Source organism: Streptomyces sp. NPDC044061 (genome assembly GCF_056434305.1).
The window spans coordinates 259,906-280,520 of the sequence record NZ_JBWKFL010000006.1; the positions used below are offsets into that span (position 1 = coordinate 259,906).

Consider the following 20,615-nt stretch of genomic DNA (forward strand, 5'->3'; position numbering starts at 1 on the left):
GAAGCCTCCCCCCCCTCCCCCCCACTCTCCGCACCCCCCCCCCCCCCCCCCCCCCCCCCCCCCCCCCCCCCCCCCCCCCCCCCCCCGCCCCCCCCCCCCTCCCCGTGCGCGGGGTCCGCCCTGTCGGGGAAGTCCCGCACGGGTCACGCCGCCGAGCCGTCCAGGGCGACCCACACCGCGGAGGCCGCGGCGAGCAGGGTGCCGTCGGCCGGGTCGTACAGGGCCGTGGTGTTGGTGGCCGTACGGCCCTCCGAGCGGTCCAGCCGGCCCACCACCACGTAGGTGCGGCCCACGGTGGGCAGGCGGTCGACGCGGGCCGTCATCCGGCCCAGCACGCGGGGGCGGCGGACCGGGTCGGCCGTCCAGCCGCCCGGGCAGTCCAGGGCGCTCCACACGAACGCGGCGCCCACGCTTCCCCGCTCGTCGGCCCAACGGGCGTCCGGGGTCCAGCGGCAGGCGACGGTGCCGGACAGGCCGGCGACGGGGCCCGGCCGCAGACCGAGGCCGTCCTCGGGTCGTTCGGTGCCGCACACGAAACAGCCCGGAAAGGGGTGTCCCTCCCCCACGAACGCGTCCTCCGCGGCCTTGGCGTCCGCCTCCCGTACGGGTGCCGGGGCGTCGATGCCACCGTCCGCCGCGGCGACGGAGGCGACGAGCAGGTCACCGTCCCAGGCGTGGCCCCTGCGGCCGGCCGGCCGGTAGTCCAGCGGGGTGTCGAGCGGCACCGGCAGGTGCAGGGTGACGGCCGCCGGACCGGTGAGGTGTCCCGCGGCCTCGGCGTGCGCGGCGAGCCGGCCGCAGGCGTAGCCGCCGTTGGCGCTGTCGGGAGGCCCGTTGAAGCGGCGGGCCAGGGTGAGCGTGGGCGCTGCGGACAAGGTGTCTCCCAGAGGTCCGTCGGGTCGTCCCGGCGACCCTAGACCGGCCGGGCCCGCACACGGGCGGCCCGAAGGCCCCTCGGGCCGTCAGGAAAGTCCCGGACTACCTGTGCCCCTCCGCCGTCGCGAAGCTGTGATCGCCACGACCTCAGCGCCTACGTGCCAAATCGCCTACGCGCCAGACGCAACGCCTACGTGTGGAGACGGCCATGCAGACATCCCAGCCGACCATCTTTCCCATGGCCTCCGCCCAGGAACGCCTGTGGATCGTCGAACAGCTCACACCGGGCACCGCCGCGTACAACATCCCCCTCGCGGTACGCCTGCGGGGCCCGCTGGACCGGCCGGCGCTGGAGCGGGCCGTGCAGCGGGTCGTCGACCGCCACGAGGCGCTGCGCACCCGGTTCGTCCAGATCGACGGCCAGGCCGTACAGCTGGTCGAGGAGTCCGTCACCGTCGCACTGCCGGTCGTGGACGTGCCGGAGGACGGCCTGGAGGCGGCGCTGACCGCCGAGGCGGCCCGGCCGTTCGACCTCGCCGAGGGGCCGTTGCTGCGGGTGTCGCTGCTGCGGCCGGCGGAGGACGACCACGTCCTGACCGTCACCGTGCACCACCTGGTGTCGGACATGTGGTCCAGCGGGATCCTCCTGCGCGAGCTGGGCGCCCACTACGCCGCCGCACTCGGGGACACCGGTGCGGCGCTGCCCGAACCGGAGGTGCACTACCCGGACTTCGCGCTGTGGGAGAAGGAGCGGCTGTCCGACGAGCGCGTCGAGGAGCTGCTCGCCCACTGGCGTGAGCGGCTGGCCGGCGCCCCGCACGTCCTCGCGCTGCCGCTGGACCGGCCGCGCCCGTCCGTGCAGTCCCTGCGCGGCCGCCAGCTCCCGGTCGCCCTGTCGAGTGAACTCTCCGCATCGGTGAGGGAGTTGGCCCGGTCCAGCGGGACGACGCCGTTCATGACGCTGCTGGCCGCGTTCCAGCTGGTGCTCGGGCGCAGCAGCGGTCAGCAGGACGTCGTGGTGAGCACCGGTGTCGCCACCCGCACGCCGGAGACGGAGCAGACCATCGGGTGCTTCATCAACACCGTGCCGCTGCGCACCTCGCTGGCCGGCGACCCCACCTTCGAGGAGCTGCTCGGCCGGTTGCGCACGACCACGCTGGCGGCGCTGGAGCACCAGGACCTGCCGTTCCAGCGGCTGGTGGAGGACCTGAGGATCCCCCGCGACCTGAGCGTCACCCCGCTGGCCCAGGTGCTGTTCCTGCTGCAGAACGCCCCCGAGCCCACGCTGGAGCTGCCGGGGCTGCGGGCCGGTGCCGCGGGCGTCGAACGGCACGGCACGCAGTGCGACCTGAACGTCCAGCTGCGCGAGGTCGACGGCGTGTACACCGGTTTCGTCGAGTACGCGACGGACCTGTTCGACGCGTCGACGATCCGCCGCCTGTGGGACCACTTCGAGGTGCTGCTCACGGCCACGGCCGCCGACCCCGGCCGCCCGCTGAGCGACCTGCCCTGGCTCACCCCCGACGAGATCGAGCGGGCGGTGTCGGAGTGGAACGCCACCGCCGCCACCGCTCCCGAAGCCTGTCTGCACGAGCTGTTCGAGCGGCAGGCCGCGGCCCGCCCCGACGCCCCGGCCCTCGTCTGGTCCGGCGGCTCCCTCGCCTACGGCGAACTGGACGCGCGGGCGGACCGGCTGGCCGCTGCGCTGCGTGCCCGCGGTGTCGGCCCGAACGTCCCGGTCGCGGTGTGCCTGGGCCGCTCGGCCGCCATGGCCACCGCGGTCCTCGGCACCCTCAAGGCGGGCGGCGCCTACGTCCCGCTGGACGCCTCCTACCCCGCCGAACGGCTCGCGTTCATGCTCGCCGACGCCCGGCCCGCCGTGCTCCTCACCGACGCCGACCACGTCGACCGGCTGCCCGTCGACGCCACGACCGGGCGGGTCCTGGACGCGGACGCGGCTGCGGACACCTCGCTGAGCGTGCTGCTGCTGGACGGCGACGGCCACCCGGCCGGACCCACCCCGGAAGCCGGGCCGGCCGCCGGCGGGGCCCGGCCCGACGACCTCGCCTACGTCATCTACACCTCCGGCTCGACCGGCCGTCCCAAGGGCGTCGCCGTCACCCACCGCGGCTCGGCCAACAACATCGCCGACCTCAACCGCGGCCAGGGCATCGGCGCCGGCGACTCGGTGCTGTCCCTGTCCTCGCTGAGCTTCGACATGTCGGTGTACGAGCTGCTGGGCATGCTCGCGGCCGGCGGCACGACCGTCCTGCCCGACGCCGACCGGGCCAAGGACCCGCGGCACTGGGCCGAGTTGATCGAGCGCCGCTCGGTCACCGTCTGGAACTCGGCGCCGGCCCTGCTGGAGGCGCTGGTGGACGGCTACGGCACCGGCCGGCCGGCCCGGCCCACCCTGCGCACCGCGTTCCTCGGCGGCGACTGGGTGCCGGTGACGCTGCCGGACCGGGCCAGGGCGCTCTTCCCGGAGCTCGACGTCGTCGTGATGGGCGGCGCCACCGAGGCCTCGATCCACTCGATCGTCTTTCCCGTCACCGCCACTGACCCCGAGTGGGTGCACATCCCGTACGGGCGCCCCATGGCCAACCAGCAGGCGCTGATCGTCGACGACCGGCTGCAGCCCGTGCCCGTCGGCGTGGCCGGCGAGCTGTGCCTGGCCGGTGTCGGTCTGGCCCGCGGCTACCTGGGCCGCAGCGCGCTGACCGCCGAGCGTTTCGTGCCGCACCCTTACGCCGGCGCGTTCCCGAACGTGCCCGCGGGCAGCCGGATGTACCGCACGGGCGACCTCGCCCGGTACGCCGAGGACGGCACCATCCACCTCATCGGCCGGCTCGACCACCAGGTGAAGGTGCGCGGCTTCCGGATCGAGCTCGGCGAGATCGACGCTGCCCTCGTACGGCACCCGGACCTCGCCGAGGCCGTCACCGTGGTCCGCACCGACGCCGGCGGCCACGGGGTCGGGCTGACCGCCCATGTGGTGCCCGCCGGGCCGAGCAGCCCCGATCCGCGGGCCCTGCGCGGTCATCTGGCCGCCCTGCTGCCGGACTACATGGTGCCGGACACCTTCGTCGAGCTGGCGGCCCTGCCGCTGTCGGCCAACGGCAAGGTGGACCGCGGGGCCCTGCCGGCGCCCGAGACCGAGGAGCGGCTCGCCCCGGCCACCCCCTACGCGGCTCCGCGCACCCCGCTGGAGCGTGCCCTCGCCGACGTCTGGGCGGACGTGCTGCGCTGCGAGCGGGTCGGCCGCGACGACGACTTCTTCGAGCTGGGCGGCAACTCCCTGGGCGTGACCCAGGTCGCCTACGCGCTCAGCGACCATCTGCGGCTCGACGTGTCCCTGCGGGACGTGTTCGAGACGCCCACCCTGGCGGGCCAGGCGGCCCTCGCCGAGGCCGCGGGCGCGGCCGCCGGCATCGACGCGCAGGCCGTCGCGGAGATCTATCTGCAAGTCCGGGCGCTGGACAGCGCGCAGACACAGGACCTGCTCGAAACCCTCGAGGAGACGCACTGATGGGGACCGGGATCCTGGCCCGCACCGCGGCGCACGGCATCGGCCTGCTCGCAGAACGGGACGCGGAGCTGTACGGGCTGCTGGAACGTGAGCAGATCCGCCAGCACGAGACGCTCGCCATGGTCGCCGCGGCCAGCAACGCCGACCCGTCCGTGCTGGCCTGCGAGGCCAGCGCGACCGGCAACGTGACCACCGAGGGGTATCCGGGCGCCCGCTACCACGCGGGCTGCGAGCTGGTCGACGAGGTGGAGAGACTGGCGGTGCGCCGCGCGAAGGAGGCCTTCGGCGCCCGGCACGCCAATGTCCAGCCGCACTCGGGGTCCACCGCCAACCAGGTGGTGCTGTGCTCGCTGCTGCGGCCCGGCGACACCGTGCTCGGCATGGATCTCAAGGCCGGCGGCCATCTGACGCACGGGGCTGCCGCGTCCCTGTCCGGCCGCTTCTTCACACCCGTCCGCTACGGCCTCGACGCCGACGGCCTGATCGACTACGCGGCGGTCGCCGAACTGGCCCGCGAGCACCGGCCGCGCCTGATCTTCTGCGGGGCCAGCTCCTATCCCCGCACAATCGACTTCCGGCGGTTCCGCGCGGTGGCCGACGAGGTCGGCGCCTATCTGGTCGCGGACATCTCGCACATCGCGGGACTGGTCGCCGCCGGGGTCCATCCCAGCCCCGTGGACGTGGCCCATGTGACCACGACGAGCACCTACAAGCAGCTGTACGGGCCGCGCGGCGGGCTGATCCTGCTCGGCCGCGACGCCGAGCTGCGGCTGCCCTCCGGCAAGACCCTCAGGGCGACGCTGGAGGACGCGGTCTTCCCCTATCTGCAGGGCACTCCGCGGCTGAACACCATCGCCGCCAAGGCCCGGGCCCTGGCCGAGGTCGCCACGCCCGGGTTCCGGGAGCGGGCCGACAGGATCGTCGCCACGGCCCGGGCGCTCGCGGCCGAACTGGACCGGCTCGGTCACCATGTGCTGACCGGGGGCACCGACACCCACATGGTGCTGCTCGACGTCGGCCGACGTGGCCTGACCGGCGTCATCGCCGAACAGGCGCTGGAGAGCTGCGGCGTCATCGTCAACAAGAACGGCATCCCGGGCGACCCGCACGGCCCCCGGGTCACCAGCGGGGTCCGCCTGGGCACCAACGTGCTGGCCCTGCGGGGCATGGGTGTGGCCGAGATGGCGGAGTGCGCCGCGCTCGTCGACGCCGTGCTGCGCACCGTACGCCCGGTCGGCGACCGGCACCACGACCTGGATCCCGTCGTACGCGCCGAAGTGGCCGCCCGGGCCGCCGATCTGTGCCGGCGCTTCCCGCTGCCCGACCACCCCCTTCCCCGACCGGTCCCGGTCGAGGCCGACCGGACCGCCGCGGCCGTCTGACCACCGACCGGGCCCGACCGCACCCCGGCCGGGCCCGGTCCAGCGAGGAGTCGCGCATGTCATCGATTTGGCAGGTCGTGGAACCGTCGACGCCGGCGGTCCCCCAGCTCGACCTGCGCACGGGTGTGGTGCACCTGTGGTACCTGGAACTCGACGAGCTGCAACTGCCCGACGGCGGGGACTGTCTGGACGGTGACGAACGGCAGAAGGCCCGCCGGCTGCAGCGGGCCGTGGACCGCCGCCGCTACCGGGCCGCCCACTGCGCGCTGCGGCACATCCTGGCCGGCTACACCGGGGAGAGCCCCGCCGCGCTGCGGTTCCACCGGTTCTGCCCGCGATGCGGTCCCGCCGTGCACGGAAAACCGGTGTGGGCCGTGGACACCGGCCGACTCGCGCTGGACGTGAGCCTGAGCCACAGCGAGCAGGTGGCGATGGTCGCCGTCTGCCGCCCACCGCTGGCGGTGGGCGTGGACGTGGAGCAGGTCCGGGCCGGGGTGAACTGGTCGGCCGTGCTGTCCGGCGGGGCGGGCGGCCCGCACCTGTCCGACCTGGACGGCACCCAGGCCTGGACCCGGCTGGAGGCCGTCGGAAAGGCCGCCGGAACCGGTGTGGTGGACCTGCCCGACGTCGGCGAACCGGGCCGGGACGGCTGGGCCGACGCCCGCGTGCCCGGAGTGCCCGGCGTGTGGTTCGTACGCGCCGTGGAGGCGCCGGTGGGCTTCGCCGCCGCGCTCGCCGTCAACGACGTCCCCGCGGGCGGCACCCGGACCCTGCGCTGGAGCTGCCGGCCCGAGTGCCCCGGGCCCCTGTCGGGGACTCTCCCGACTGCCTTGCCGGCGCCCGATCACGAAGCTGGACACAGGAAGCCGGACCGGCCGGGAGAGGAACTCGCATGACGTGGCTGCGCGATTGGTCGCCGAGCGACGATGTCGCCCTCAGGGTGCTGTGTCTGGCGCCCGCGGGCGCAGCGGCGCACGTCTACCGCCGCTGGCCCCGGCTGCTGCCACCGGACATCGGGGTGGTCGCGGTCGAACTGCCTGGCCACGGCACCCGGTTGCGGGAGCGGCCCGCGCTCTCCATGGAAGAGATCGTGGCGCCGCTCGCCGCGGAGGCCGCGGCGCTGGCCGACCGTCCGCTGGTGGTGTTCGGCCACAGCATGGGCGCCACGATCGGCGCCGAACTGATCCGGTGCCTGCGCCGGGAACACGGCGTCACCCCGGAGCTGATGGTGGCCGCCGCCTGCGAGGCGCCCCGCCGGGAGCCCCGCAAGGACTACGCGCGCTGGCTGACGGACGACGGGGCGCTCGCCTTCCTGCACCACATGGGCGGCACGCCGCCGGAGCTGCTGGCCAGCAGGGCCTACCTGGACATGATCCTGCCGGTCCTGCGCGCCGATCTCACCGTGCTGGCCGGCCCCAGACATCCGGACGACCGGCCGCTCGGCTGCCCCGTGCGCCTCTATCTCGGCGCCGACGACCCGGGGGTGGCCCCGGAGCGCGCCGCCCGGTGGCGTGAGGAGAGCGACGGCGACTTCACCGTGCACACCTTCGCGGCGGGCCACTTCTTCGTCCAGGAGCATCCCGCCGAGACCGTCGGCCGGCTCCGCGCCGACGTGGAGCACCTGCGGCTGCCGGCCCGGAGGCCGGCATGACAGCGCCACCGACCCGTTCCAGTACCCCCACCGACTCCCAGCCACCGAAGGGTGAGGCACGCATGCGACCGGCCACTCTCACAGCGGAACAGCGAGAACTGCTCGACCGGCTGATCGCGCGTCAGGCGTCGGCGGCCTCGTCCGGACGCATCGCCCGGTACGAGGGCGACCGCGGCGGCATGCCGCTGTCCCCCGCCCAGCAGCGCATCTGGTTCTTCAGCCGGCTCGACCCCGAGGCCGTGTTCTACAACGTGGCCGGCGCGGCCCGGCTGCGCGGCCGGCTCGACCGGGCCCTGCTGCACCGCTGCCTGAGCGAGATCGTCGAACGGCACGAGGTGCTGCGCACCACCTACCACCAGGTGGACGGCGTGCCCGTGCAGTCCGCCAACCCGTTCACGGGCCTGGACCTGCCGCTGGTGGACCTCACCGAGCTGCCCGCCGACGACCGGGAGGCCCGGGCGCAGCAGATGTGCGCCGAGGAGATCAACCGGCCCTTCGACCTGGAACGCGACCTCATGCTGCGGCCGGTGCTGCTGCGCCTGGCCGAGGACGAGCATCTCCTGCTGATGTGCCAGCACCACATCGCCACCGACGGCTGGGCGATGAACGTCCTCATCCGCGAACTGGGCGAACGCTATGCCGCCCGGGTCCAGGGCCGGGAGCCGGAGCTGCCGGAACTGACCGTGCAGTACGGCGACTTCGCGGCCTGGCAGCGGGACTGGCTGGCCCGCCCGGAGGTGGAGCGGCAGCTCGACTACTGGCGGGAACGGCTCGCCGACACCCGGCTGGTGGACATCGCGACCGGCCTGCCCCGCTCCACCGAGCTCACCTGGCAGGGCGGCACGATCCGCTACGAGCTCCCGGCGGAGGTCTTCGGCCGGCTGACCCGCCTCGCCGAAGCGGAGCGCGCCACGCCCTTCATGGCGCTGTACGCGGCGCAGTCCGTGGTGCTCTCCCGCTGGAGCGGCCAGGACGACATCGTCATCGGCACGGCCGTGGCCGGCCGTCGGCGCGCCGAACTGGAGCACCTCACCGGCTGCTTCGTCAACGAGCTGGCCCTGCGCATGGACCTCTCGGGCACCCCGACCTTCCGCGAACTGCTGCGCCAGTCCCGGGAGGTGTGCCTGGGCGCCTACGAGCACCAGGACGTGCCCTTCGAGCGGATCGTCGAGGTCATCACGCCGGAGCGGGACAACCGGGCCCGGGTTCCGCTGGTGCGCCACCAGATGGGCTACGACAACTCGCCCCGCTGGAGCGTGGAGCTGCCCGACGTCACCTTCTCCGTCGAGCCGCTCAGCACCGACACCGCCCGGTTCGACCTGGAGGTCGACCTGGAGCCGGCGGAGGACGGTGGGGTGCGCGGCACGGTGTACTTCTCCACGGACGTCTTCACCGAGGACATCGTGCGCCGCATGCTGGACTCGCTGACCACGTTGCTCACCGCCGTGGCCGAGGACCCGGACGCGCCCGTGGGCAGCCTGCCGATCGTGGGCGCGGCCGAGCCGGCCGGGCTGCCGCGGCCGGTCTCCCGGCCGGCGGCCGAGGCCCCGGCCCGTACGGTGACCGAGCTCTTCGCGGCGCAGGCCCGGGTCCGTGCCACCGACCTCGCGGTCCGGCAGGGCTCGACCGCCCTGACCTTCGCCGAACTCGACGCCCGGGCCAACCGGCTGTCCTGGCAGCTCGCCGAGCTCGGCGTCACGTCCGGGCAGCCCGTGGCGGTCTGCCTGCCGGCCTCGCCCGGGCTGCTGGTCGCGCTGCTCGGTGTGCTCAAGGCCGGGGGTGCGGCCGTCCCGCTCGACCCGCGGACCTCCGTGGGCGACCTCAACGACATCCTCCTGGACTGCTCGACGGCCGTGGTGATCACCGACGGGGCGGGCCCCGACGGGCTGGACCCGATGGTGCAGGCCGTCGACATCGGCACCGACCTCTCGGCACGGCCCGCCGACCGGCCCGCCGCCGTCCCCGGTCCGGAGCAGGACGCGTTCGTCGCCTACCTGCCGCCCTCGGACGGGCTGCCGCGCGGCACGGTCCACTCCCACGCCGGCGTCGCCCACCGGCTGGCCCACGCGGCCGCCGCTCACCTGGACGGACTCGCCCCCGGCGAGCGGGCGCGAGGTGTGCTGTCGCTGTCCGCCGGGTTCGACCTGTCCCCCTGGGACCTGCTGTGGCCGGTCGCGGCCGGGGCGCCCCTCGTCCTGCCGACCGCCGGCGACGCGCCGGCGGAACCGGACGCCGGGGACGGGGTCGCGGTGCTGGTCGGCCCCCCGACCGCGCTGAACGCGTTCCTGGACCGGGCGCCCCGACAGCCGGGGCTGCGCCGGACGGTGTGCGCCGGCGAACGGCCGTGGCCCGCACTGATCGCCCGGCTGCGCCGGACCGCCCCCGACTGTGCCGTACAGCTGCGCTCCGGCCCGGCCCACCTGGCGCTCGACGTGATCGTCCAGCCGGTCGCCGACGCCCCGGCCCCCGGGACGCTCTCGCCGCTCGGCAGCCCGCTGCCCGGCGCGCGGCTGCGGGTGCTGGACGCCGCCGGCCTGCCTCTCCCCGGCTCGGTGCCGGGCGAACTGTGCGTGGGCGGGGTGCCGCTGCCCAAGGGTGTCCTGGGCCGGCCCCAGGAGATCCGCCGCCTGCTGGTCGCCGACCCGCAGGACGGCGAGCCTCTGCTGCGCACCGGGCTGCGCGCCCGGATCCTGCCCGACGGCACCGTCGAACCGCTGGGCGAGGACATCCGGATCCGCACCCACCAGGTCGAGCCGACCGACGTGGAGACGGTGCTGCACGGCTGCGCCGACGTCGAACGCGCCCTGGTCCAGCTGCGCACCGAGGGCGACGGGCAGTCCGAACTGCTCGCCCACGTCTCCCTGCGCCCGCAGGACACCGACGGCCAGGACGGGTTGCGCGCCCTGTTCGAGGAGACGTACTCCGGCCGGTCCGCCGAGGACGACCCGGTGCTGAACGTCACCGGCTGGAACAGCCCGCACACCGGCGAGTACCTGACCGGCGCCGAGATGCGCGAGTGGGCCGACACCACCTTCCGGCGCATCCTGGCCCTGAACCCCTCCCAGGTGCTGGAGATCGGCTGCCGGACCGGTGCCCTGCTGTTCCGGCTCGCCCCGCGCTGCGCCGGCTACACCGGGACGGACCTGTCCGGGCACGCCCTCGGGCACATCCGTGACCACCAGGACTGGCTGGCCAGCAAGGCCGACGACGTCAGCCTGCTGGAGCGGGCCGCCGACGACTTCGCCGGGCTGCCCGAGGGCGGGTTCGACACCGTGGTGCTCAACTCGGTCGTGCAGTACTTCCCCGGCACCGACTACCTGGAGCGGGTGCTGTCCGGCGCGTTGCGGGTGCTCCGCCCGGGCGGCCACGTCTACCTCGGTGCCGTCCGCAGCCTGCCGCTGCTCGACGCGCTGCACCTGCCCGGCCGGCTGGAGGCCCTGGAGCCGGAGGACGGGGCGGGGGCGGTGCGCAGCGCCCTGACCGCCCGCGCCGGCCAGGAGGAGGAACTGCTTCTGGACCCGCGGTACTTCACCGCACTGACCGAGCGGCTCGAGGGGCTCGCCGAGGTGTACGTCCTGCCCCGGTACGGCAGGCACCGCAACGAGCTGAGCGCGTACCGCTACGACGTGGTGCTGCGCGCCGGCGCCCCTGTCACCGGGGCCCGGCCGGACCGGGAACTCGACTGGCAGGCGGACGGGCTGACCCCGGAGGCGCTGACCGCACACCTCGGCGAACACGCCCCGCAGCGGCTGCTGCTGCGGTCCGTGCCCGACGCCCGGGTGCACGGACGGCTCGCCGCGCTGTCCCAGCTGGCCGCGGGCACGGCGGGCACGGCCGCCGACGTGACGGCGGCGCTCGCGCCGCGCCCGGCCGGACCGGGCGGCCCGCTCGACCCGGCCGTCCTGGCCACGGCGGCCGAACGGGCGGGCTACGTCCCGCTCGTCCGGTACGGCGCCGACGGCCCCGGCACCGTGGACGTGCTGCTGCTGCGCCGGGCCGACGACGAAGCCGAGGCCGAGCCGGTGCTGCCGGAGGGCTTCGGCGACCGCCCCGCCGACGGCTGCCGGGCACCCGGCCGCCTGGCGAACGACCCCCGGGCGGTCACCCGTGGCCGCCGGGTCGTCTCCGGACTGAAGCAGCGGCTGCTGGACCGGCTGCCCTTCCCCGCCGTACCGGCCCATCTGCTCGTCGTGGCGGGCTTCCCCGGCGACCGCTCGGGTGCCGTCGATCCCGCCGCGCTGCCCGGACCGGACCTGGCGGCGGCCGCGAGCGAGGCGCACCGCGCGCCGAGCACACCGACCGAGACCACGCTGGCCGGCATCTGGTCCGCCGCCCTCGGCGTGGACCGGGTCGGCGTCCACGACGACTTCTTCGCGCTCGGCGGACACTCCCTGCTCGGCTCGGAGGTCATGGACCGGGTACGGCAGGAGTTCTCGGTCGACGCCCCGCTCGGCCTGCTCTTCGAGACGCCCACGATCGCCGCGGTCGCCGCCTACGTGGACCAGCAGCGGGCCAAGCCGCGCATCGAGACGCCGGCGATCCGGCGCGTCGACCGCTCCACCCTGCGTCGCCGGCCCGCGACGGCCGCGGCCGGCCCCGCCCCCTCCAAGGAGAACCAGTGATCTCACTGACCGACTCGCAGCCCCTGGCCCCGCCCGCGGCTCCGCACGGCACGGCCGCGGGATCGCCCGCCGCGGCACTGGCGGCACTCGTCGCCGTCACCCACCGCCGCACGCTCCAGGAAACGGTGCGCATCGCCCACCGGGACGCCGGCACCGAGGGAGTGCTCACCTTCGAGGTGTCGGACGACCCCACCCTGTCCGCGCTGACCGCCCAGGCCGCCGGGATGCTCCGTGCGCTCTCGGACGACACGGAGGACGAGCAGCCGGGGGCCGCCGTGGACGCGCGGTTCCTGTGGGACACCGCCCCGGACGGGCCCGTGCCCGGGCTCACCGTCACCGCGGGTCCGGACGCCCTGGTGACGGTCACCGGCGCCGGCCCGCTGACCCCACCGGAGGCCGAGCGACTGGAGGACCAGCTGCGGTGCGCCCTCATGGTCGTACGCCCCGAGGTCCCGCTGTCCGTGCTCCCGCTGGCCACGGCGGCCGCGCTCGAGGAGGCCGCCGCCCTGGCCGGCACCGGCCGCGCGCCGGTGGCCGCCCGCCCGGTACACGTCCTGGTCCAGGAGCAGGCGGCCCGCACCCCGGACGCCGTGGCGGTGAGCTGCGCGGGCCGTTCGCTGACCTACGCGGGGCTGACCCGGGAGGCCGACGGGCTCGCGGCGCGGCTGCGGGCGGCGGGCGCGGGTCCCGAGCAGGTCGTGGCGATCGTCGCCGAACGTTCCGTCGAACTGGTCGTCGCCCTGCTGGCCGTGCTGAAGACCGGTGGCGCCTATGCCGCCTTCGAGCCCGACCTGCCCGCGCAGCGCCTCGCGGCGCAACTGGCCGGCACCGGCGCGCGGATCGCGCTGGCGCAGGAGCGGTTCGCCGACCGGCTGCCCGCCTCCGTGCGGGTGCTCGGCCTGGACCGGACGGCCGCCGGTGGCCCGGAGCCGGCGCCCGTGTGCGTCGACGTACCGGCCTCGGCGGCCGCCTACGTCAGCTTCACCTCGGGGTCCACGGGCGAGCCGAAGGGCGTGTGCGTGCCCCATGCGGCGGTCTCCCGGCTCGTCGTACGGCCGGACTGGGCCGAGTTCCGCCCCGAGGACGTGTTCCTGCATTTGGCGCCCGTCGCCTTCGACGCCTCCACGCTGGAGATCTGGGCCCCGCTGGTCAACGGCGGGCGGCTGGCCGTGCATCCGGCGGGGCCGCTGTCCACCGAGGCGCTGGCCGCGACCCTGGCCGGCGAGGGGGTCACGGTCGCCTGGATGACGGCCGGGCTGTTCCACCAGATGGTCAACCAGCACCTGGACGCCTTCGGCGGACTGCGGCACGTGCTGGCCGGCGGAGACGTGGTCTCCGCGAGCCACGTCCGCCGGCTGCTGACGGCCCACCCGCACCTGCTGTTCACCAACGGCTACGGCCCCACGGAGAACACCACCTTCACCGCCTGCTGGACCTCCGGCGAGCCGCCGGCCGGCAACGCGGTCCCCCTCGGCCGGCCCATCGGCGGCACCCGGGCCCTGGTCCTCGACCGCGACCAGCAGCCGGTGCCCGCGGGGGTTCCGGGCGAGCTGTACGCCGGCGGCGAGGGACTGGCCCGTGGCTATCTGGGCCGGCCGGCCGCCACCGCCGACCGTTTCGTGCCCGACCCGCTGGCCGCCGAGCCCGGCGCCCGGCTGTACCGCACCGGTGACCTGGTGCGGCGGCTGCCGGACGGCTCGCTGGAGTTCCTCGGCCGGGCCGACCGCCAGATCAAGGTGCAGGGCTACCGGGTCGAGCCCGGGGAGATCGAGGCGGTGCTCGCCGGCCACGAGGACGTGCGCCAGGCGGTCGTGATGCCGCAGAGCGACGGCACGGGCGGCAAGCGGCTGCTGGCCTACGTCACCGCGCAGGACCCCGAGGCCGAGGAGCCGGCCGCGCTGGGTCGACGGCTGCGCGAATGGCTGCGCGGTGAACTGCCCGGCTACATGGTGCCCTGGGCGGTCCTCACCCTGTCCGAGCTGCCGCTGACCCGTAACGGGAAGGTGGACCGCGCCGCCCTGCCGGCCGCGCGCCGCGCCGCGCGGTCGCTGACCACCGAGTACACGGCCCCGCGCAGCGCGGCCGAGGCGGCCGTCGCCGAGGAGTGGGCCGATCTGCTGGGTGTCGAACCCGTCGGTGTCGACGACGACTTCTTCGAGCTGGGCGGCCACTCGCTGATCGCCGCCGACCTGCTCGCCCGCCTGCACGAGCGCTTCGGCGTGGAACTGTCCGCCCGCTCGCTCTACCTGCGGCCCACGGTGGCCGAACTCGCCGAGGAGCTCGTCGACCGGCCCGCACCCTCCGCCACGCCCGCCCCCTGACCCAGGAGTTCACCCGATGAGGCTCAACAAGCCGGTGCATCCGGACGACATCGATCTGGACGCGGTCGACCTGACCGACTCGCTGCTGTACGCGCACGGCGACCCGCACTCCGTCTGGAACGCCATGCGGCACCGCGACCCGGTGCGCTGGCAGCAGGTGGACGACACCTTGGGCTTCTGGTCCGTGACCAGGTTCGAGGACGCCGACCTGGTGCTGCGCGACCACACCCTGTTCACCTCGCAGCGCGGCACCATGCTCTTCCTGCTCGGCAAGGACGATCCTGCGCGCGGCCGGCAGATGGCCGCGACCGACCCGCCCCGGCACACCCGGATGCGGGTGCCGATGCAGCGCGCCCTGACCAACAAGCAGGTGGAGAAGTACCGCGACGCGGTCACCACCGAGGTGCACCGGCTGCTGACCCCGGCGCTGGAGGGTGAGCCCTTCGACTTCGCCGAGGCCATGATGTCCCTGCCGATGGCGACGGCCGGCACGATGATGGGCCTGCCCCGCGAGGACTGGTCCCGGCTGACCCGGCTCACGACGATGTCCATCGCCCCGGAGGACCCGGAGTTCGCCGGACCCGGTGGGGTCGAGGAGACCCTGCAGGCGGCACACCGCGAACTGTTCGCCTACTTCCACGACATCCTGCGCGAGCGCCGCGACAACCTGGGCGAGGACCTCATCAGCCTGCTGCTGGAGATGGACATCGACGGCCGGCGCCTGGAGACCGGTGCGATCCTGTCCAACTGCTACAGCCTGATCCTCGGCGCCAACGTCACCACTCCGTTCGTGCCGACCGGCGCGATGGCGGAGCTGATCGGAACCCCCGCGCTGGACGAGTGGCGCTCCGACCCGAAGCTGCTGAACACCGGGGTGGACGAGGCCCTGCGCTGGTCGTCGCCGGCGAACCACTTCATGCGGTACGCGCTGCAGGACGTCGAGCTGGGCGGCCGGAAGATCAGGGCCGGCGACGCGGTCGTGGTGTGGCTGGGCTCGGCCAACCGCGACGCCGGGTCCTTCGACGACCCGTTCACCTTCGACATCCGCCGCAAGCCCAACCGGCACATGGCGTTCGGCAGTGGGGCGCACTACTGCGTGGGGCACACCGTGGCGCGGATGAGCCTGAAGATCCTGTTCACCGAGCTGTTCGAGAGCTTCGAGTCCTTCGAACTCGCCGGTGAGATCGAGCACCTGCACTCGAACTTCGTGGCCGGCATCAAGCACATGCCGATGGTCGCCAAGGTCCGCGACGCGGCGGCCGCGCGCTATGCGGAGCTGGTCGCATGAGCGCCTCCCGCTGGTTCCTGCGCGAGCCCTCCGCCGAGGCCGCCTCCCGCCTGTTCTGCCTGCCGTACTCGGGCTGCGGGGCGAGCATGTACCGCAAGTGGCCCCGTTTCGTGGGCGACACCGAGATCGTGCCCGTCCAGCTGCCCGGCCGGGAGAACCGCTTCCGGGAGCCGTCGTACTCGACGTACGAGGAACTGGCGGACGACCTGGTCGAGGCGCTGCTGCCGTACCTGGACCGGCCGTTCGGCCTGTTCGGGCACTGCGGATCCGCGCTGCCCGGGTACGAGACCGCCGTCCGACTGCAGGAGCGCGGTCACCCCGCGCCCGCCCGGCTGTTCGTCTCCTCGCAGATCGCCCCGCACAAGGGCCCGCACGGCCGCTTCCTGCGGATGACCGACGAGGAACTGGCCGAGGAGGTGCGCACCCTGATCGTCGAGCTGGGCGGCACGCCCCGGCCGGACCTGATCGAGCTGAGCCTGGAGATCCTGCGCGCCGACGTCGAGACCAACAAGCGCTATCACCCCGCCGAACCGGTGCGTCTGAACTGCCCCGTCACCGCGCTGGGCTGGGACGAGGACGTGGAGGTCGACCACCGGCTGATGGACACCTGGGCCGAGTGCGGTGACACCACCTTCCGCGTCCTGCACGGGCCGCACTACCGGTTCATGGAGGCCCCCGACGACCTGCTCGACGCCTTCGTCGCCGACATGGCCGGGTGAACGGACCGGGCCCGAAGAAGCGCGGAAGCGCGGCAACGAGAGAACGAGAGAACGAGAGAACGAGAAGACGAGGCATCATGCAGCGACTTGAGAACCGCGTGGCCGTCGTCACCGGCGCGGGCAGCGGGATCGGCCTGGCCTCCGTACGCCGACTGGCCGCGGAGGGCGCCCGGGTGGTCGCCGTCGACATCGACGAGACGGCCGGCGGTGCGGCGGCCAAGGAGGTCGACGGCCTGTTCGTCCGGGCCGACGTGGCGGTGGAGGACGACGTGCGCGCCCTGTACGAGGAGGTGCACGACCGGTACGGCTCCGTGGACGTCGCCTTCCACAACGCCGGCATCTCACCCCCCGAGGACGACTCCATCCTGGACACCGGCCTGGACGCCTGGCGCCGGGTCCAGGAGGTGAACCTGACCTCCGTCTACCTGTGCTGCAAGCACGTCCTGCCGTACATGCGCCGACAGGGCCGGGGCGCCATCATCAACACGGCGTCGTTCGTGGCCCGGATGGGGGCGGCGACCTCCCAGATCTCCTACACCGCGTCCAAGGGCGGCGTACTGGCGCTGACCCGCGAGCTGGGCGTCCAGTTCGCGCGGGAGGGCATCCGGGTCAACGCCCTGTCCCCGGGGCCGGTCAACACCCCTTTGCTGCGGGAGCTGTTCGCGAAGGACCCGGAGCGGGCGGCACGCCGTCTGGTGCACATTCCGGTGGGCCGGTTCGCCGAGCCCGAGGAGATCGCGGCGGCGGTGGCCTTCCTGGCCAGCGACGACTCCTCCTTCATCACCGCCTCCGAGTTCCTCGTGGACGGCGGCCTGTCCTCCGCCTACGTCACCCCCAACTGAAAGGCACCGCCGGCATGAGCCCGGAGCGCACCGACACTCCCGTCTCCTTCGACGAACGCACCACTGTCACCACCTTCCTCGACTACGCGCGGGCCACCGTGGCCGCCAAGTGCGAGGGGCTGTCCGACGAGGACGCCCGTCTGGCGCCCCTGCCGGGCTCCCCACTGATGACCGTCGCCGGGCTGGTGAGCCATGTCCGGTGGGTCGAGTACTGGTGGCTGCGGGTGGTGTTCCTCGGCGAGGAGGACCACCACCCCGCCACCGAGGACGACCCGGACCGCGAGATGCGGATCGCGCTGGACGTCCCGCTGCACCAGCTCCTCGCCGAGTACGAGGAGCAGAGCCGGGACCTGCGGGACCGGTTCGCCGACGTCGACCTGGACGCCACCGCGGCACGGCCGCTGCGCGACGGCCGCCACGCGCCGCTGCGCTGGGTGCTGCTGCACCTGGTCGAGGAGATCTCGCGGCACAACGGACACATCGACGTTCTCCGCGAGCTGGCGGACGGCGTCACCGGTATCTGAGGAGCCGTCGAGCCGCACGGCGCCGTCCAGGAGGAGAGCTCATGACCCAGACCGCCCAGGGCCCGGTCGCGGCCGGGCGGCCGGGGCCGCAGGCGCCCTCCGGCGCTCCCCCGCCCCGCTTCGAGGCCCGCGCGCACCGGTTCCGGCGCCGCCTGGAACGGCTCCTCGGCGTGCCCATGACGCAGGACAACGCGCTGGTGCCGCTGCGCAACGGCGACGAGATCTTCACCGCGATGCTCGCGGCCATCAGGTCGGCCGAGCGGAGCGTGGACCTGATGACCTTCGTGTACTGGCGGGGGTCGGTCGCCCGTGCCTTCGCGGTCGAGCTGGCGCGCCGGGCCCGGGCCGGTGTGCGGGTACGGCTGCTGCTGGACGGCTTCGGCAGCAGACTCATCGAGCGCGACCTGCTGACGCTGATGGAGGCGGCCGGGGTCCGGATCGGCTGGTTCCGCAGACCTCTGTCGCTGTCCCCGCTCAAGCAGAACCACCGCTGTCACCGCAAGGTGCTCGTGGTGGACGAGACGGTCGCCTTCACGGGAGGTGTCGGGATCGGCGAGGAGTGGTGCGGCGACGCACGCTCCGCCGCCGAGTGGCGCGACACGCATGTGAGCGTGCGCGGCCCCGCCGTCGACGGACTCGCCGCGGCCTTCACCCAGAACTGGGCGGAGTGCCGCGGCGAACTCGTGTCCGCCGACGACCGGTTCCCCGAGCAGCCGCCCAGCGGCACGGCCGCGGTGCAGGTGATCCGCGGATCCGCCGGCCACGGCTGGCAGGACATGCAGACCCTGTTCCGGCTGGTGCTGGAGTCGGCCGAGGAGCGGGTACGGCTGACCACGGCCTACTTCTCGCCGGACGCGTCCTTCGCCGCGCTGCTGGGCGCGACGGCGCGACGCGGCGTCGAGGTCGACCTGCTGGTGCCCGGTCCGCACACCGACAAGCCCGTCTGCCGGTCGGCCGGCCGGCGCCTGTACGGGGATCTGCTCGCCGCCGGGGTGCGGATATGGGAGTACCGGCCGACGATGATGCACGCCAAGATCGTCACCGTGGACGGGGTGCTGTCCCTGGTGGGGTCCAGCAACCTGAACCGGCGTTCGCTGGAGCACGACGAGGAGGTGATGCTGGCCGTGCTGGACGAGGAGTTCACCGCGACCCTGGACGGCCACTTCGAGCGGGACCGGTCGCTGAGCGAGGCCGTCGACGAGGAGCAGTGGCAGCGGCGGCCCCTCTCGCAGCGGCTGCGGGAGGCGTCGGTGCTGCCGATCCGCCGGTTCCTGTGAGTCCGCGGAGTGACGAGTTCCGTAGGACAGCACGAAGGGGTGGCACATCGGTGATGTGCCACCCCTTCGCCGTCGCCGGCCACCTCGGGCTCAGCCGAAGACCCGGTGCTCCGGGTGCGCGGCCATCTCACGGAGCAACTCGGCGTAGGCGTCGGCCAGCCGGGCGATCCGCTCGGGGGAGAACCGGTCCAGGGCGTAGGCGACCAGGACGCGTGCGCGCCGGTCGTCGTGGCGCAGCCGCAGGCTCAGCGGCCGGGAGATGTACGGGTCCGCCGGCATCTCCTGCTCCAGCGTCAGGCCGGCGAGCCGGACCGGGGCCTCGACATCGCGTTCCGTCGTGAACTGCACGTGGAAGAGCCGGTCCAGCAGGCCCGGTGCCGGCAGATGCGGCTCCAGCAGATGGGCGGGGAGGTCGTGGTGGGCGAAGTCCCGCGCGCTCTGCTCGTGCACCTGGGCGATCAGCGGGCCGAACGCGGGGTTCCCGGACAGGTCGGTGCGGACGACGACGTCGTTGGAGAAGTCGGCGATCAGGTCGCGCAGTTCGGTGCCGTCCCGGTAGGAGACCGGCACCCGGACACTGACGTCCCGCTGTCCCGACTCCCTGGCGAGCAGCGTCTGGAAGGCGACGAGACCGATGGTGTGGAAGGTCGTACGGGCACCCCTGGCCAGGTCCCGCAGGGTGTCGAAGACGTCGGCGGGCAGCTCGGTCTCGAGGAAGCCGCCGAGCGGCGAGCCCGGCTCGCCGTCCGGCCGGCGGTCCGTGGGCAGGACGGCCGGCTCGGCGCCGTCCAGGCGTTCCCGCCAGTACCGTGTCACCTCCGCTCCCCGCGGCCCGGCCATGCGCGCCCGGTGCTCGGCCGCGTAGTCCCCGTAGCGCAGGGGCAGTTCGGGCAGGGCCGCGGGGGTGCCGGTGATCCGGGCCAGGTAGCAGGCGCTCAGGTCGCGGACCAGGACCTCGACCGACCGGCCGTCGCCGATGATGTGGTGCATCAGCAGGAAGGCGAGGTGGTCGTCGTCCGCCAGGCGCAGCAGGTGCAGCCGGGCGAGGGGCCCTTCGGCCAGGTCGACGGGGAGATCGACCTGCTCCCGGGTGAAGCGGTCGTAGTCCGCGTGGTCCAGTTCGGTGACGGTGACCGGCAGCCGCAGGGACGGGGCGATCACCAGGTCCAGCCGGTCGTCCGCCCGGCGCAGGGTGCCGCGCAGATTGTCGTGGCGGGCCACGACGTCCTGCCAGGCCGCGTCCAGCGCCGGTACGTCGAGGGGGCCGCGCAGCCGGAGTGCGCCGAGGAGCAGGGGTGGGGTGGAGCCGAACCCGCCCTGCAGCGAGTCCCACATGCCCTCCTGGGCCAGCGAGGCCCGGAACCGCGTCTCCCCGGCGGCCTCGGCTGCTCCGGCCGGTGCGTCCGGCGCGGCCGCGGGCGTGGGCGGGCGCCGGCGGGCCCGCAGCAGCGCCGCCTCCAGCCGCCTGCGGGCCTCCAGGTCGTCCTTGGACACCGGACTCGCCGGTGCCGCCGTTCTCACCGGGTTCACCGGGTTCGTCGAGTTCGTCGAGTTCGTCGAGTTCGTCGCTGTCACGCTCGTCTC

The 20,615-nt window shown here is 74.3% G+C and carries 13 protein-coding genes; 11 read left to right on the plus strand and 2 right to left on the minus strand.

Translation table 11 applies throughout. The features are described 5' to 3' along the window. Positions 1-143: 143 nt before the first annotated feature. Positions 144-875 carry a hypothetical protein gene (locus AC07CM_RS12590; protein ID WP_478876345.1) on the minus strand — a complete coding sequence of 244 codons (732 nt, stop codon included), beginning with the start codon at positions 873-875 and terminating at the stop codon, positions 144-146. A gap of 209 nt (positions 876-1,084) precedes the next feature. On the opposite strand from AC07CM_RS12590, the gene AC07CM_RS12595 reads away from it, so the two are divergent. The 11 genes from AC07CM_RS12595 to AC07CM_RS12645 all read left to right on the plus strand — a co-directional run bounded on the left by AC07CM_RS12595 (position 1,085) and on the right by AC07CM_RS12645 (position 19,031). Then, positions 1,085-4,405 (plus strand): non-ribosomal peptide synthetase, encoded by a 3,321-nt coding sequence (locus tag AC07CM_RS12595; RefSeq protein ID WP_478876346.1) that lies wholly within the window; start codon positions 1,085-1,087, stop codon positions 4,403-4,405. After that, positions 4,405-5,787 carry a serine hydroxymethyltransferase gene (locus AC07CM_RS12600; protein WP_478876347.1) on the plus strand — a complete coding sequence of 461 codons (1,383 nt, stop codon included), beginning with the start codon at positions 4,405-4,407 and terminating at the stop codon, positions 5,785-5,787. The genes AC07CM_RS12595 and AC07CM_RS12600 overlap by 1 nt, the downstream gene beginning before the upstream one ends. Before the next feature lie 56 nt (positions 5,788-5,843). Continuing rightward, positions 5,844-6,683: a 4'-phosphopantetheinyl transferase family protein gene (locus tag AC07CM_RS12605; RefSeq protein ID WP_478876348.1), complete on the plus strand. Its 840-nt coding sequence runs from the start codon at positions 5,844-5,846 to the stop codon at positions 6,681-6,683. Next, positions 6,680-7,438, plus strand: coding sequence for a thioesterase II family protein (locus AC07CM_RS12610; protein ID WP_478876349.1), 759 nt, complete (start codon positions 6,680-6,682; stop codon positions 7,436-7,438). Before AC07CM_RS12605 ends, AC07CM_RS12610 begins: the two co-directional genes overlap by 4 nt. 62 nt (positions 7,439-7,500) lie before the next feature. Further along, positions 7,501-12,060: a condensation domain-containing protein gene (locus AC07CM_RS12615; RefSeq protein WP_478876350.1), complete on the plus strand. Its 4,560-nt coding sequence runs from the start codon at positions 7,501-7,503 to the stop codon at positions 12,058-12,060. After that, positions 12,057-14,381: an amino acid adenylation domain-containing protein gene (locus AC07CM_RS12620; protein ID WP_478876351.1), complete on the plus strand. Its 2,325-nt coding sequence runs from the start codon at positions 12,057-12,059 to the stop codon at positions 14,379-14,381. The genes AC07CM_RS12615 and AC07CM_RS12620 overlap by 4 nt, the downstream gene beginning before the upstream one ends. 16 nt (positions 14,382-14,397) lie before the next feature. Next, on the plus strand, positions 14,398-15,669 hold the full coding sequence (locus AC07CM_RS12625) for a cytochrome P450 (RefSeq protein ID WP_478876352.1): 1,272 nt from the start codon (positions 14,398-14,400) through the stop codon (positions 15,667-15,669). Beyond that, complete coding sequence (locus tag AC07CM_RS12630; protein WP_478876353.1) at positions 15,666-16,388, plus strand: thioesterase II family protein; 723 nt, start codon at positions 15,666-15,668, stop codon at positions 16,386-16,388. Before AC07CM_RS12625 ends, AC07CM_RS12630 begins: the two co-directional genes overlap by 4 nt. Positions 16,389-16,465: 77 nt before the next feature. After that, positions 16,466-17,230 carry a 3-oxoacyl-ACP reductase gene (locus AC07CM_RS12635; protein ID WP_478876354.1) on the plus strand — a complete coding sequence of 255 codons (765 nt, stop codon included), beginning with the start codon at positions 16,466-16,468 and terminating at the stop codon, positions 17,228-17,230. 14 nt (positions 17,231-17,244) lie between these two features. After that, positions 17,245-17,754, plus strand: coding sequence for a DinB family protein (locus AC07CM_RS12640; RefSeq protein ID WP_478876355.1), 510 nt, complete (start codon positions 17,245-17,247; stop codon positions 17,752-17,754). A gap of 41 nt (positions 17,755-17,795) precedes the next feature. Next, positions 17,796-19,031, plus strand: a complete 1,236-nt coding sequence (locus tag AC07CM_RS12645; protein ID WP_478876356.1) for a phospholipase D-like domain-containing protein — start codon at positions 17,796-17,798, stop codon at positions 19,029-19,031. Between the two features lie 90 nt (positions 19,032-19,121). Here AC07CM_RS12645 and AC07CM_RS12650 read toward each other — a convergent pair whose 3' ends face one another. Further along, entirely contained in the window at positions 19,122-20,606 is a 1,485-nt protein-coding gene (locus tag AC07CM_RS12650; protein ID WP_478876357.1) for a condensation domain-containing protein, read from the minus strand. Between the last annotated feature and the right edge of the window lie 9 nt (positions 20,607-20,615).

What these genes read in the sequence shown, in the direction of transcription:
- AC07CM_RS12595 (WP_478876346.1), top strand. Translation starts at nt 1,085, where the DNA reads ATGCAGACATCCCAGCCGACCATCTTTCCCATGGCCTCCGCCCAGGAA.
- AC07CM_RS12600 (WP_478876347.1), top strand. Translation starts at nt 4,405, where the DNA reads ATGGGGACCGGGATCCTGGCCCGCACCGCGGCGCACGGCATCGGCCTG.
- AC07CM_RS12605 (WP_478876348.1), top strand. Translation starts at nt 5,844, where the DNA reads ATGTCATCGATTTGGCAGGTCGTGGAACCGTCGACGCCGGCGGTCCCC.
- AC07CM_RS12610 (WP_478876349.1), top strand. Translation starts at nt 6,680, where the DNA reads ATGACGTGGCTGCGCGATTGGTCGCCGAGCGACGATGTCGCCCTCAGG.
- AC07CM_RS12615 (WP_478876350.1), top strand. Translation starts at nt 7,501, where the DNA reads ATGCGACCGGCCACTCTCACAGCGGAACAGCGAGAACTGCTCGACCGG.
- AC07CM_RS12625 (WP_478876352.1), top strand. Translation starts at nt 14,398, where the DNA reads ATGAGGCTCAACAAGCCGGTGCATCCGGACGACATCGATCTGGACGCG.
- AC07CM_RS12630 (WP_478876353.1), top strand. Translation starts at nt 15,666, where the DNA reads ATGAGCGCCTCCCGCTGGTTCCTGCGCGAGCCCTCCGCCGAGGCCGCC.
- AC07CM_RS12635 (WP_478876354.1), top strand. Translation starts at nt 16,466, where the DNA reads ATGCAGCGACTTGAGAACCGCGTGGCCGTCGTCACCGGCGCGGGCAGC.
- AC07CM_RS12640 (WP_478876355.1), top strand. Translation starts at nt 17,245, where the DNA reads ATGAGCCCGGAGCGCACCGACACTCCCGTCTCCTTCGACGAACGCACC.
- AC07CM_RS12645 (WP_478876356.1), top strand. Translation starts at nt 17,796, where the DNA reads ATGACCCAGACCGCCCAGGGCCCGGTCGCGGCCGGGCGGCCGGGGCCG.